The 13,028-nt window shown below is 73.5% G+C and carries 13 protein-coding genes; 7 read left to right on the top strand and 6 right to left on the bottom strand.

What is annotated here, in order from left to right; translation table 11 throughout:
• Nucleotide 1 precedes the first annotated feature (1 nt).
• Genes AC2EAQ_RS11170 through holA form a run of 4 tightly spaced genes read left to right on the top strand, consistent with a single transcriptional unit; the run spans nucleotide 2 to nucleotide 4,660 of the window.
• The gene (locus tag AC2EAQ_RS11170; protein WP_484643559.1) at nucleotides 2-421 is read left to right on the top strand and encodes an ExbD/TolR family protein; all 420 of its coding nucleotides are present in this window, start codon (nucleotides 2-4) and stop codon (nucleotides 419-421) included.
• Between the two features lie 20 nt (nucleotides 422-441).
• On the top strand, nucleotides 442-3,051 hold the full coding sequence (gene leuS, locus AC2EAQ_RS11165) for a leucine--tRNA ligase (RefSeq protein ID WP_484643557.1): 2,610 nt from the start codon (nucleotides 442-444) through the stop codon (nucleotides 3,049-3,051).
• Nucleotides 3,051-3,554 carry an LPS-assembly lipoprotein LptE gene (locus AC2EAQ_RS11160; RefSeq protein WP_484643554.1) on the top strand — a complete coding sequence of 168 codons (504 nt, stop codon included), beginning with the start codon at nucleotides 3,051-3,053 and terminating at the stop codon, nucleotides 3,552-3,554. The genes leuS and AC2EAQ_RS11160 overlap by 1 nt, the downstream gene beginning before the upstream one ends.
• Entirely contained in the window at nucleotides 3,551-4,660 is a 1,110-nt protein-coding gene (gene holA / locus AC2EAQ_RS11155) for a DNA polymerase III subunit delta (protein WP_484643552.1), read from the top strand. The genes AC2EAQ_RS11160 and holA overlap by 4 nt, the downstream gene beginning before the upstream one ends.
• Before the next feature lie 15 nt (nucleotides 4,661-4,675).
• On the opposite strand, the gene AC2EAQ_RS11150 is transcribed toward holA, so the two are convergent.
• From AC2EAQ_RS11150 to thiL, 4 genes are all read right to left on the bottom strand, one after another.
• Entirely contained in the window at nucleotides 4,676-5,593 is a 918-nt protein-coding gene (locus tag AC2EAQ_RS11150; protein ID WP_484643550.1) for a 2-hydroxyacid dehydrogenase, read from the bottom strand.
• Between the two features lie 70 nt (nucleotides 5,594-5,663).
• A complete protein-coding gene (locus tag AC2EAQ_RS11145; RefSeq protein ID WP_484643548.1) occupies nucleotides 5,664-6,197 on the bottom strand; it encodes a CinA family protein in 534 nt (177 codons plus the stop codon).
• The gene (locus AC2EAQ_RS11140) at nucleotides 6,194-6,760 is read right to left on the bottom strand and encodes a phosphatidylglycerophosphatase A family protein (RefSeq protein ID WP_484643886.1); all 567 of its coding nucleotides are present in this window, start codon (nucleotides 6,758-6,760) and stop codon (nucleotides 6,194-6,196) included. Before AC2EAQ_RS11140 ends, AC2EAQ_RS11145 begins: the two co-directional genes overlap by 4 nt.
• An 8-nt stretch (nucleotides 6,761-6,768) precedes the next feature.
• A complete protein-coding gene (gene thiL, locus AC2EAQ_RS11135) occupies nucleotides 6,769-7,740 on the bottom strand; it encodes a thiamine-phosphate kinase (protein ID WP_484643545.1) in 972 nt (323 codons plus the stop codon).
• Nucleotides 7,741-7,848: 108 nt separating this feature from the next.
• On the opposite strand from thiL, the gene AC2EAQ_RS11130 reads away from it, so the two are divergent.
• Nucleotides 7,849-9,195, top strand: coding sequence for an NAD(P)H-dependent oxidoreductase (locus tag AC2EAQ_RS11130; protein WP_484643542.1), 1,347 nt, complete (start codon nucleotides 7,849-7,851; stop codon nucleotides 9,193-9,195).
• Nucleotides 9,196-9,234: 39 nt separating this feature from the next.
• Here AC2EAQ_RS11130 and AC2EAQ_RS11125 read toward each other — a convergent pair whose 3' ends face one another.
• Together AC2EAQ_RS11125 and argH are read right to left on the bottom strand one after the other, a co-directional pair.
• Nucleotides 9,235-9,612 carry a hypothetical protein gene (locus AC2EAQ_RS11125; RefSeq protein WP_484643540.1) on the bottom strand — a complete coding sequence of 126 codons (378 nt, stop codon included), beginning with the start codon at nucleotides 9,610-9,612 and terminating at the stop codon, nucleotides 9,235-9,237.
• A gap of 34 nt (nucleotides 9,613-9,646) precedes the next feature.
• Complete coding sequence (argH, locus tag AC2EAQ_RS11120) at nucleotides 9,647-11,059, bottom strand: argininosuccinate lyase (protein WP_484643537.1); 1,413 nt, start codon at nucleotides 11,057-11,059, stop codon at nucleotides 9,647-9,649.
• 84 nt (nucleotides 11,060-11,143) lie between these two features.
• On the opposite strand from argH, the gene AC2EAQ_RS11115 reads away from it, so the two are divergent.
• Both AC2EAQ_RS11115 and AC2EAQ_RS11110 read left to right on the top strand, forming a co-directional pair.
• A complete protein-coding gene (locus AC2EAQ_RS11115) occupies nucleotides 11,144-12,229 on the top strand; it encodes a sensor histidine kinase (RefSeq protein ID WP_484643533.1) in 1,086 nt (361 codons plus the stop codon).
• A complete protein-coding gene (locus AC2EAQ_RS11110; RefSeq protein ID WP_484643528.1) occupies nucleotides 12,226-13,002 on the top strand; it encodes a LytR/AlgR family response regulator transcription factor in 777 nt (258 codons plus the stop codon). Before AC2EAQ_RS11115 ends, AC2EAQ_RS11110 begins: the two co-directional genes overlap by 4 nt.
• Nucleotides 13,003-13,028: the final 26 nt, after the last annotated feature.

The following is a 13,028-nucleotide window of genomic DNA, read 5'->3' as shown; positions in this document are numbered from 1 at the left end:
CATGGCCTTCGGCCGCCTCGAACGCAACCCCGGCCCCGCGCCGATGAGCGACATCAACATGACGCCGCTGATCGACGTGATGCTGGTGCTGCTGGTGATCTTCATCATCACCGCGCCGCTGATGACCTCCAGCCTCAAGCTGGACCTGCCCAGGACCGACGCCGCCACGCCGACGGCCGCGCCCACCTTCGTGGCGGTGGCCATCGACGGCAACGGCCGGCTGTACTTCGGCGACGAGGCCCTGACGCGCGACCAGCTGGCGCAGCGCGTCGCGGCAGCCGCGCGCGGCAACCCGCAGCTCGAGGTGCAGCTGCGGGCCGACCAGAAGGTGCCCTACGGCCAGGTGGCGGACCTGATCGCGCTGGTGCAGCAGGCGGGCCTGACCCGCATCGGCTTCGTCACCGAGGCGCCGAAGCGGTAGCCGACTTCTAGAATCGGCGGATGAACGAGAAATACGTCCCCGCCGAAGTCGAAGCCGCCGCCCAGGCCGAATGGGTGGCCGCCGACGCCTACCGTGTCACCGAAGACACCGCCCGGCCCAAGTACTACGCCTGCTCCATGCTGCCCTACCCCAGCGGCAAGCTGCACATGGGGCACGTGCGCAACTACACCATCAACGACATGCTCGCGCGCTACAAGCGCATGCAGGGCTTCAACGTGCTGATGCCGATGGGCTGGGACGCCTTCGGCCTGCCGGCCGAGAACGCGGCCATGAAGAGCAAGGTTGCCCCGGCGGCCTGGACCTACGAGAACATCCGCGTCATGAAGGCCCAGTGCCAGGCGCTGGGGCTGGCGATCGACTGGTCGCGCGAGCTGACCACCTGCTCGCCCGACTACTACAAGTGGAACCAGTGGTTCTTCCTGAAGATGCTCGAAAAGGGCATCGCCTACCGAAAGACGCAGATCGTCAACTGGGACCCGGTGGACCAGACCGTGCTCGCCAACGAGCAGGTGATCGACGGCCACGGCTGGCGCTCCGGCGCGCCGGTGGAAAAGCGCGAGATCCCCGGCTACTACCTGAACATCACGCGCTACGCCGAGGAGCTGCTCGACTGCACGCTGAACAAGCTGCCGGGCTGGAGCGAGCGGCTGCGCCTGATCCAGGAGAACTGGCTGGGCAAGAGCACCGGCGTGAACTTCGGCTTCCCGTACACGATCGACGGCCAGGCCTCGCTGCTGCGCGTCTACACCACGCGCGCCGACACCATCATGGGCGTCACCTTCGTGGCCATCGCGGCCGAGCACCCGCTGGCCACGCGGCTGGCGCGCGACAGGCCCGAGCTGCTGCCCTTCATCGACAAGTGCAAGAAGGGCTCCGTGATGGAAGCCGACATGGCCACGATGGAAAAGGAGGGCATGCCCACCGGCTTCCACGTCGCGCATCCGCTCACCGGCGCGCCGGTCGAGGTGTGGGTCGGCAACTACGTGCTGATGGCCTATGGCGAAGGCGCGGTGATGGGCGTGCCCGCGCACGACGAGCGCGACTTCGCCTTCGCCAGGAAGTACGGCCTGCCGATCCCGCAGGTGATCGCGGTGCCGGGCAAGACCTTCTCCACCGACGCCTGGCAGGAGTGGTACGCGGACAAGCAGTCCGGCACCTGCGTCAACTCGGGGCCCTACGACGGCCTGGCGCACGAGGCCGCCGTGGACGCCATCGCCGCCGACCTCAAGGCGCGCAACCTGGGCGACAAGCAGGTGCAGTTCCGCCTGCGCGACTGGGGCATCAGCCGCCAGCGCTACTGGGGCACGCCGATCCCGGTGATCCACTGCGACAGCTGCGGCGTGGTGCCGGTGCCCGAGAAGGACCTCCCGGTCGTGCTGCCCGAGGACCTGATCCCCGACGGCAGCGGCAACCCGCTGAACAAGTGCGAGTCGTTCCTGAAGTGCGCCTGCCCGAAGTGCGGCAAGCCGGCGCGGCGCGAGACCGACACGATGGACACCTTCGTCGACAGCGCCTGGTACTACATGCGCTATTGCACGCCGGGGGCGCCCACGATGGTCGACGCGCGCAACGACTACTGGATGCCGATGGACATCTACATCGGTGGCATCGAGCACGCGGTGCTGCACCTGCTGTACGCGCGCTTCTGGACCAAGGTCATGCGCGACATGGACCTGCTGCACTACGACGAGCCCTTCGTGCGCATGGTCAACCACGGCATGCTGCTCAACCACATCTACTACACGCGCAACGCCAAGGGCGGCAAGGACTACGTGCCGCCGCTGGAGGTCAGGCCCGTGCATGACGCGGCGGGCCACATCGTCGGCGGCACGCTGGCCGACGGCAGCGCGGTGGAGTACGGCGGCGTGGGCAAGATGGGCAAGACCGAACGCAACGGCGTCGACCCGCAGGAGCTGATCGACAAGTACGGCGCCGACACCGCGCGGCTGTTCGTGATGTTCGTCGGCGGTCCCGAGGACGCCTCGGTCTGGTCCGATTCCGGCGTCGAGGGCTCGTCGCGCTTCCTGCGCCGCGTCTGGCAGTTCGGAGCGCGGCATGCGGAGCTGATCCGCGACGCGGGCGACGGCGCGGCCAGCGGCGACGCGGCACGCGCGCTGCGCCGCGAGATCCACACCGTGCTCAAGCAGGTGAGCTACGACTACGAGCGCATGCAGTACAACACCGTGGTCTCCGGCGCGATGAAGCTGCTCAATGCACTGGAAGGCTTCCAGCCGCGCGCGGGCGAGGCCGGCGACGCGGCCGTGCTGCGCGAAGGCGCCTCGGTGCTGCTGCGCGTGCTGTACCCGGCCTGCCCGCACATCACCCAGGTGATGTGGGACTCGCTTGGTCTGGCCCGCGGCACCGGCGCGCTGATGGACGCCCCGATGCCGGCGGTGGACGAGTCCGCCCTGGTGCGCGACGAGATCGAGCTGGTGCTGCAGGTCGGCGGCAAGACGCGCGGCTCGATCCGCGTGCCGGCCACGGCCGACAGGGCCGCCATCGAGGCCGCCGCAGCGGCTGCGCCCGAGGTGGCCCGCTTCGGCGAAGGCAAGGCGGTGCGCAAGGTCGTCGTCGTGCCGGGTCGGCTGGTCAACGTCGTCGTCGGCTGATGCGCACGCGCCGCGCCGCCCTCGTCGCTGCCGCCCTGTGGCCCGCGGGGGCCCTGCTGGGCTGCGGCTTCGAACTGCGCCGCGCCGTCGCCCTGCCGATGAAGTCCGTCGCGCTGACGGGCTTCACGCCCGGCTCGCCGCTGGCCGCCGGGATGCGCCGCGCGCTGCGCGACAGCGGCGTGGCGCTGCGCGACAACCCGGCGCAGGCCGAGGTGGTGCTGGAAGCGCTGGCCGACACGCGCGAGCGCACCGTGGCCGCGTCCACCGCCGTCGGTCAGGTGCGCGAGCTGCAGTTGCGGGTGCGGCTGCGCTTCCGGCTGGCCACGCCCGCCGGCCGGCTGCTGATCGCGCCCACCGAGCTGCTGCTCACGCGCGACATGAGCTACAGCGAGACCGCCGCGCTGGCCAAGCAGCAGGAGGAGGCCCTGCTGTACGGCGCGATGGACGAGGACATCGTGGCCCAGGTGATGCGGCGGCTGGCCTCGGTACAGTTGGGCGCATGAACGTCAAGCCGGACCAGCTCGGCACGCACCTCGCCCGCGGGCTCAGGCCGCTGTACGTGGTGCACGGCGACGAGCCGCTGCTGGCGCAGGAGGCGGGCGACGCGATCCGGGCCGCTGCGCGCGACGCCGGCTATGGCGAGCGCAAGGTCTACACCGTGGGCAACGCGGCGCACTTCGACTGGGACGGCTTCCTCGGCGCCTCGCAGGCGATGAGCCTGTTCGCCGAGCGCCAGCTGATCGAGCTGCGCATCCCCTCGGGCAAGCCGGGCAAGGACGGCTCCGAGGCGCTTCAGCGCTACTGCGAGTCGCTGTCCGACGACGTGGTCACGATCGTCCACCTGCCCAAGCTCGACTGGCAGCAGGCCAAGAGCGGCTGGTTCGGCGCGCTCGACCAGCACGGCGTCGTGGTGCGGGTGGACGCGGTGGAGCGGCGCGACCTGCCGGCGTGGATCGCCCGGCGCCTGTCGGCCCAGGGCCAGCGCGTGGCCGACGGTGACGAAGGGCAGCGCACGCTGACCTTCTTCGCCGACCGCGTGGAAGGCAACCTGCTGGCCGCGCACCAGGAGCTGCAGAAGCTCGCGCTGTTGCATCCGCAGGGCGTGCTGAGCTACGAGCAGGTGGAAGCCGCCGTGCTCAACGTGGCGCGCTACGACGTGTTCAAGCTCGGCGAGGCCGTGCTGGCCGGCCAGGTGGCGCGCGCGCTGCGCATGCTCGAAGGCCTGGAGGCCGAGGGCGAGGCGCCGGTGCTGGTGCATTGGACGCTGGCCGAGGACCTGCGCGCCCTCAAGCGCATCAAGGACACCGTGGCCGACGGCAAGCCCCTGCCGATGGCGCTGAAGGAAGCGCGCGTCTGGGGCGTGAAGGAGCGCCTGTTCGAGCGCGTGGTGCCGGCGCTGGCCGACCACCAGCTCGCGCACCTGGTGCAGGCGGCCAGCGTGTGCGACGGCGTCATCAAGGGCCTGAAGCACCCGGACTGGCCGCTGGACGCCTGGTCGGCGCTCAAGCGCCTGGTGCTGCTGACGCTGCAGCAGGTGACGTCGGCCCCGGCCGCCCCGGCGCGCGCCGCCGGCACCGGCGCCCGGCTGCAGCTCGCGTTGCAGGCCTGAGCCGGGCCGGCGCCCTCAGTAGCCGCGCGCGCGGTCGACGAGATGCGCCGGCGGTTCACCGCGCGCCACCGCGCGCAGGTTGGCCGCCGCGACGGCGGCCGCGCTGCGTTCGTCGGTCAGCGCGGCGGCATGCGGCAGCACCGTCACCCGCGGATGGCGCCAGAACGGATGCTCACCCGGCAGCGGCTCGGTGGCGAACACGTCCAGCACCGCGCGATGCAGATGGCCGCTGTCCAGCGCGGCCAGCAGGTCGGCGTCGACCACGTGCGCGCCGCGCGCGAGGTTGACGACGCTGGCCCCGCGCGGCAGCGCGGCGAACGCCCGCGCGTCGAGCAGGCCGCGGGTGGCAGGCGTCAGCGGCAGCAGGTTCACCACCACCTCGGCGCCGGCCAGCGCCTGCACCAGCGGCACCCCATCGCTGGCGCGCCAGCCGCTGACGCGGTATCCCAGGCCCGCCAGGCGCTGCGCCACCGCGCCGCCCATGGCGCCGGTGCCCAGCACCCGCACCGGCACCTCGTCGGCGCGCCGCTGGGCCAGCTGGCGCCACACCGCGTCGCGCTGCTGCTGCTGGTAGTCGAAGTAGCGCCGGTGCAGGCCGAGCACGGCCCAGGCGGCGGTCTCGGCCATCGCGGTGCTCATGGCCGGGTCCACCATGCGCGCCACGGGCACGCCGGCGGGCAGCGTGGGGTCGGCCAGCAGCCGGTCCACGCCGGCCCACAGCGACTGCACGAAGCGCAGGTTCGGCAGCGACGCAAGCCGACCCGGCGCCGGGTTGGCCACCACGGCGATGGTGATCGAGGCGGCCTCGAACGGCCGGTCCTCGCGCTGCCAGTCGATGTCGGGCGCGGCAGCCTGCAGGGCCTGCCACCACGCCTCGCGCTCGGCCGGCTCGAAGCTGCCGGCCAGCAAGGCCACCGGGCGCCCGCCGCTCACCGGCCACCCCCGCCGGCGAAGACCGACCGCAACGACGCGTGCCGGCGATGCAGGCCGATCGGCAGCATGGTCAGCCCGCCCGCGCCCGTTGCAGCAGCCGCTCGACGGCCACGCGCGTGGTGGCGTCGCGCACCGCGGCCCGGTCGCCGTCGAGCTGCAGGCGCTCCGCTCCCGTGGCCGCGCCGCGCTGCGCCAGCGCCAGCCACACGGTACCCACCGGCTTGCCCGGCACCGCCCCCCCGGGCCCGGCGATGCCGGTGACGGCCACCGCCAGGTGGGCGTCCGACCGTTCCAGCGCGCCTTCGGCCATCGCGCGCGCCACCGGCTCGCTGACCGCGCCGTGCGCCGCGATCGTCGCGGCGTCCACGCCCAGCTGCGCGGTCTTGGCGGCATTGCTGTAGGTGACGAAGCCGCGGTCGAACCAGTCGCTGGACCCGGCCAGCGCGGTGCAGGCGGCGGCGATCAGGCCACCGGTGCAGCTCTCCGCGCTGGCGATGCGCCAGCCGCGCGCGCGCAGGGCGTCGGCCAGCGCCGACACCAGCGCCTCGGCCTGCCCGGCGTCGAGCAGGCCGGGGTGGGACGGGGGCAGCAGCGCGGACGTCATGACATCGCGAAGCGCCACAGCGCGATCACCAGCAGCGTGCACAGCGCGGCCACGAGGTCGTCCGCGATGATGCCCACGCCCTGCATCGCGCCGCGCGCCTGCTTGAAGCGGCGGTCGCACCAGCCCACCGGGCCGGGCTTGACCGCGTCGAAGAAGCGGAACAGCCCGAACGCCACCAGCTGCGCCAGCCAGCCCGCCGGCATCACCAGCCAGAGCACGATCCAGAACGCCACCACCTCGTCCCAGACGATGTTGCCGGGGTCGGCCACGGCGAGGTGCTGCGCGGTGACGGCGCAGGCCCACACGCCCAGCGCCAGCGACACGGCGATGACCGCCGCCCACGCCAGCGGGCCCAGCGGCGCGAGCCACAGGTCGAACACCAGGAACGCGGCCCAGGCCCACAGCGTGCCCACGGTGCCCGGCGCCTTGGGCGACAGGCCGCTGCCGAAACCCAGCGCCACCCAGTGCGCCGGATGCCGGCGCATGAAGGCCGCGCTGGCCCGCTGCGGCGCGCCGGCTGCGTCGCGCAGCACTTTCGCGTCGCTCACGTCGGGCTCGGCCATGGGCGTGGTCATGCCTTGAAATGGTCGAAGCCGCCGGGCGGACGCTCGAGCGGACGGCCCTGTTCGTCGAGCAGGCGCAGTCCCGGTGCGGCGTCGATGCGGCCGATGACGCTCGCGGCGCAGCCGGCCGACGCCGCCGCCTCGCGCACGCGCGCGGCGTGCGCCGGCGGCGCGGTGAACAGCAGCTCGTAGTCGTCACCGCCGGCGGCGAGGCACTCGCGCCGCAGCGGGGCGGGCGTGGCCGCCAGATCGGCGCTGCACGGCAGGTCGGCCAGGCGCAGTGTGGCGCCGACGCCGGATCGCGCCAGCACATGGCCGATGTCGCCGGCCAGCCCGTCGGACAGGTCGATCGCCGCGCTGGCCACGCCGCGCAGCGCCACGCCCAGCGCCACGCGCGGCGAAGGCTGCTCCATGCACGCGCGCACGCGCTCGAACGCATCGGCAGGCAGCGCCACGCGGCCGCGGAACACCTCCAGCGCCAGGCGCGCGTCGCCCAGGCCACCGCCGACCGGATGGCTCACCCACACGTCGTCGCCCGGCCGCGCGCCGGAGCGCAGCAGCGCCTGCCCCGGCGGCACCTCGCCGAACACCGTGATGCCGATGGCCAGCGGGCCGGCCGTGGTGTTGCCGCCGACGAGCTCGATGCCCTGCGCGTCGGCCAGCGCGTGCAGGCCCTGCGCGAAGCCGTCGAGGAAGGCCTCGTCCACGCGCGGCAGCGTCAGCGACAGCAGGAACGCCACCGGTGCGGCGCCGCAGGCGGCCAGATCGGACAGGTTCACCGCCAGGGCCTTGTGGCCCAGGCGCGCCGGCGGCACGGTGGGCAGAAAGTGGCGCCCTTCCACCAGCGTGTCGGTCGACACCGCCCACTGCTGTCCCGGCGCGGGCGCGAGCAGCGCGCAGTCGTCGCCCACGCCGAGCACGGCGCGGCGCGCCGGCCGCGTGAACCAGCGCTGGATCAGGTCGAACTCTCCGGTCGGCATCGGCGGCGGTGCAGGCTGTGCGGGGGCGTGACGCGAGTCTAGCGGGCGCCCTTGCGGTGCCACCGCCGCGCACCTACGCTTGGCGCGTCGTCACACCGGAAGCGATCGATGAGCCTGCACCACCAGCTCCAGCAACGCGCGGCCGCGGGCCGTCCCGTCCGGGTCGGCCTCATCGGCGCCGGCAAGTTCGGTTCGATGTACCTCGCGCAGGTGCCCCGCACGCCGGGCGTGCACCTCGTGGCCATCGCGGACCTGAACCCGGCCGCGGCGCGGCGCAACCTGGCGCGCGTGGGCTGGGCGCCCGAGCGCTGCGCCGCCGCGTCGGTGCAGACCGCACTGCGCGAGGGCAGCACCTGGGTCACCGACGACTGGCAGGCGCTGGTCGCGCTGCCCGAGATCGACGTGGTGGTCGAGTGCACCGGCGCGCCGGTGGCGGCGGTGGACCACATCCTGGCCGCGATCGGGCAGCGCAAGCATGTCGTCAACGTCACCGTGGAGGCCGACGCCTTCTGCGGCCCGCTGCTGGCGCGGCGCGCGGCCGAGGCCGGCGTGGTCTACAGCCTGGCCTACGGCGACCAGCCGGCGATGATCTGCGACCTGGTCGACTGGGCCCGCACCTGCGGCTTCCCGGTGGTGGCGGCCGGCCGCGGCCACAAGTGGCTGCCGCACTTCGCGCAGAGCACGCCCGAGACGGTGTGGGGCTACTACGGCCTGACGCCCGAGCAGGCCGAGCGCGGCGGCCTGAACCCGAAGATGTTCAACAGCTTCCTCGACGGCAGCAAGCCGTCGATCGAGTCCACCGCGGTGTCCAACGCCACCGGCCTGGCCGTGCCGTCGGACGGCCTGAAGTACCCGCCGGCCAGCGTCGAGGACATCCCCTTCGTGACGCGCCCGGTGGCCGAGGGCGGCGTGCTCGAGCGCAAGGGCATGGTCGAGGTGATCTCCAGCCTGGAGCGCGACGGCCGCGTCATCCGCTACGACATCCGCATGGGCGTGTGGGTCACGGTGGAGGCCGAGACCGACTACGTGAAGCACTGCTTCGAGGAGTACAACGCCCACACCGACCCGAGCGGCCGCTACTTCACGCTCTACAAGCGCTGGCACCTGATCGGGCTGGAAGTGGGCCTGTCGGTGGCCAGCGTGGCGCTGCGCGGCGAGCCCACCGGCGTGGCACGCGGCTGGAACGCCGACGTGGTGGCCACCGCCAAGCGCGACCTGAAGCCCGGCGAGATGCTCGACGGCGAAGGCGGCTACACCGTGTGGGGCAAGCTGCTGCCGGCGGCCACGTCGCGCACGCTGGACGGCGCGGGCGGGCTGCCGCTGGGCCTGGCCCACGACGTGAAGGTGGTGCGGCCGGTGCCCGCGGGCCGCAGCCTGACCTGGGCCGACGTGCAGATGCCCGCGTCGCGCGCGCTCGAGCTGCGGCGCGAGATGGAGCGGCTGTTCGGCGGCTGAGCTGGCGCCACGGCCCGCGCAGACAGGCCGCCACGGCGGTCAGCGACGGCGTCCCGCCGGCTTCTGTGGCTCGTCGTCCTCGCTCCAGTGGAACCGATGCAGCACCCGGTGCAGCACCGGCGTGAACACCAGCGCCGCGGTCACGATGAACACCAGGCCGGCGTATAGCGCGAACAGGCCCGCGAACAGCTTGCCCTGCGGCGTGCGCGGCACGTCCACCGGGCCCATGCCGCCCAGCAGCATCGCCGTGTTGAGGAAGGCGTCGATCGGCGCCAGGCCCTCGAACGCCATGTAGCCCGCCATGCCGGCCGCCAGCGACAGCGCCACCAGCAGCAGCGCGAAGCCGCCGTGCCAGGCCATCCGGTGCGCGAAGTGCGCGGCCGTGGCCGGCCGCTGGTGGCGGCGCTCGTAGGTCATGGCGCGCCGCATCCCCGCGCCCCCGTTCTGCGCCTCAGCCCAGGCGCCGCCGGTGGGCGGCGATCTGCTCGGCCACGCGCTCGGGGGCGGTGCCGCCGGCCACCTTGCGCGCGTCGAGCGACGCGCGCAGCGTGAGCGCGCGCTCGTACACGTCGGCGTCGATCGCGGCATGGAAGCCGCGCAGCGTGGCCAGCGGCAGCTCGGACAGGTCCACGCCCTGCTGCAGGCCGGCCTTGACCGCGGCGGCCACCACCTCGTGCGCATCGCGGAAGGGCACGCCCTTCTTCACCAGGTAGTCGGCCAGGTCGGTGGCGGTGGCATAGCCGCGGCGCGCCGCGCGCTCCATGGCGTCGGGCTTGACGACGATGCCGCGCACCATCTCGGCCATGATGCGCAGCGTGGCCGCCAGCGTGTCGACGGCGTCGAACAGCGGCTCCTTGTCTTCCTGGTTGTCCTTGTTGTAGGTGAGCGGCTGGCCCTTCATCAGCGTCAGCATCGCGGTGAGATGGCCGTACACCCGGCCGGTCTTGCCGCGCGCGAGTTCGGCCACGTCCGGGTTGCGCTTCTGCGGCATGATCGAGCTGCCGGTGCAGTAGCGGTCGGCCAGATCGATGTAGCCGTAGTTCTGGCTCATCCACAGCACGATCTCCTCGGCCAGCCGCGACACGTGCATCATCGTGATCGCCGCCCAGGCGCAGAACTCGATCGCGAAGTCACGGTCGCTCACCGCGTCCAGGCTGTTCATGCACAGGCCGTCGAAGCCGAGTTCCGCCGCGACGCGGTCGCGGTCCAGCGGGTAGGACGTGCCGGCCAGCGCCGCCGCGCCCAGCGGCAGGCGGTTGACCCGGCGCCGCACGTCGGCCAGGCGCTCGGCGTCGCGCGAGAACATCTCCACGTAGGCCAGCAGGTGGTGCGCGAAGCTCACCGGCTGGGCCACCTGCAGGTGCGTCGTGCCGGGCAGGATGGTCTGCGTGTGCGGCTCGGCCATGTCCAGCAGCGCATGCTGCATCTGCGCCAGCAGCGGCGCCAGCGCGTCGATCTCGCCGCGCAGCCACAGGCGCACGTCGGTGGCCACCTGGTCGTTGCGCGAGCGGCCGGTGTGCAGCCGCTTGCCCGCGTCGCCCACCAGGGCCGTGAGCCGGGCCTCGATGTTGAGGTGCACGTCCTCCAGTTCGAGCTTCCACTCGAAGGTGCCGGCCTCGATGTCGGCGCGGATCTGCGCCATGCCGCGCTCGATGTCGGCCAGGTCCTGGGCCGAGATCACGCCCTGGGCGGCGAGCATGCGCGCGTGCGCCAGGCTGCCGGCGATGTCGGCCTGGGCCAGGCGGCGGTCGAAGGGCACGCTGGCGGTGTAGCGCTGCACCAGCTCGCTCATCGGCTCGGAGAACAGGGCCGACCAGGCCTGTGACTTGTTGGCCAGCGGGTCGTGTTTGGGATCGTGTGACATCCGTGCCGGCCCGGCGGCCGTGTATGACAATGAAGCGCGCCCCCTGGAGAGGCTGCGCCCATTTTATCGACGCACCGCCGCGAGATGCCGCCGCCCGAGACCGCCCCCGCACCGCTGTCCACGCTGTCGACGCTGGAGCCGACGGCGGAACTGCGCCGCGCCGCCGCGGCGCACGACGGCGCGGCCTTCGACGTGTGCCACGGTGCGCTGGCGCTGCGGGCGCTGCTGGCCGTCAGCGGCACGGTGCTCATCGGCGTGCTGCTGGCCAGCGACACCGGGCTGCAGGCGCTGGCCACCCTGGGCCCGGCGCTGGCCGTGGCGCTGCCGGCCACGCTGCTGTGGCTGGGACTGACCTGCGCGCTGCGGCGTCCCATCGCTCGCCTCGCGCCGGCCGGACGCGCCGCCGCGCTGATGGCGCTGGGGGCCGTGCTCGCGACGGCCGGCGCGTGGCCGGTGCAGGCGCTCGGGCTGATCGAGCCGTCGCCGCTGCGACTGTGGGCGCTGCCGCTGGCGGGGGCGGCGCTGGCGCTGCCGCTGGCGCTGTGGCTGCAGTCGCGCGAGCGCGCCCGCTCGCCGGCCGACGCCGGGGCGCGGCTGGCCGAGCTGCAGTCGCGCATCCGGCCGCACTTCCTGTTCAACACGCTCAACACCGCGATCTCGCTGGTGCGCAGCGACCCGGTGCGCGCCGAAGGCGTGTTGGAGGACCTGGCCGAACTGTTCCGCGTGGCGCTCGAAAGCGGCGGCAGCGGCACCACCACGCTGGCCTCCGAGATCGACCTCGCGCAGCGCTATCTCGCCATCGAGTCGCTGCGCTTCGGCGACCGGCTGCGCCTGCAATGGCAGCTCGACCCCGCGGCCGACGCGGCCCGCCTGCCGCCGCTGGCGCTGCAGCCGCTGCTGGAGAACGCGGTGCGCCACGGCGTCGAGCCGGCCGAGGCGGGCGCCCTGGTGAGGGTGCGCACGCGGGCCCAGCTCGGTCGCGCCGAGATCGTGATCGACAACTCGCTGCCGGACGGCTCGGCCGCGCCGAACCCGGGCCACGGCGTGGCGCTGGCCAACGTGCGCGAGCGCCTGCGCCTGCTGCACGACCTGGACGCGCAGTTCGAGGCCGGCCCCTACAACGGGCGCTGGCGCGTGCGCATCGTGGTGCCGATCGGGGAGCGCGCATGACCGGCGCGGCGCCGCTGCGGGTGCTGATCGTCGACGACGAGGCGCTGGCGCGCAGCCGGCTGGCCACGCTGGTGCGCGACTGTCTCGACCCCCGTTGCGAGGTGGTGGGCGAGTGCGCCAACGTGCGCCAGGGCATGGAGGCGCTGCGCGAGCAGGGCGCCGACCTCGTGCTGCTGGACATCCAGATGCCGGGCGCCACCGGGCTGGAGTGGGCCGCCGAGCTGCGCCGCGCCGAGCAGCCGCCGGTGGTGGTGTTCGTCACCGCGCACGGCGAGCATGCGCTGGCGGCGTTCGACCTCGACGCCGCCGACTACCTGACCAAGCCGGTCAAGCGCGACCGCCTCTTCGCGGCGCTCGACCGCGCGGCACGGCGCCGGCCTGCGCCCGCGGCGGCGGGCGCCGCGCCCGCGGGACCGGTGCTGGTGGTCAGCGAGCGCGGTCGCGTGGTGCGCGTGCCGCTGTCGGAGGTGCTGTACCTGAAGGCCGAACTGAAGTACGTAACGCTGCGCACCGGCGTGCGCAGCTACCTGCTCGACGACTCGCTGACCGACCTGGAGCAGCGCCTGGGCGACCAGGTGCTTCGCGTGCACCGCAATGCGCTGGTGGCGCGCCACGCGATGCGGGCGCTGGAGCGGCGCCGCCTGCAGGACGACGAGGACGACGGCGACGACGCCGAGCCCGGCTGGGCCGTGCAGGTGGCCGTCACCGGCGAGTGGCTGGCCGTGTCGCGGCGGCAGGTGAGCGCGGTGCGCGAGGCGCTGGCGGCCGGCTGACCCGGCCCGGCCGCATGGCCCGCGGC

Source organism: Aquabacterium sp. T101, assembly GCF_057219775.1.
This window is presented reverse-complemented; position numbering and strand designations above follow the sequence as displayed.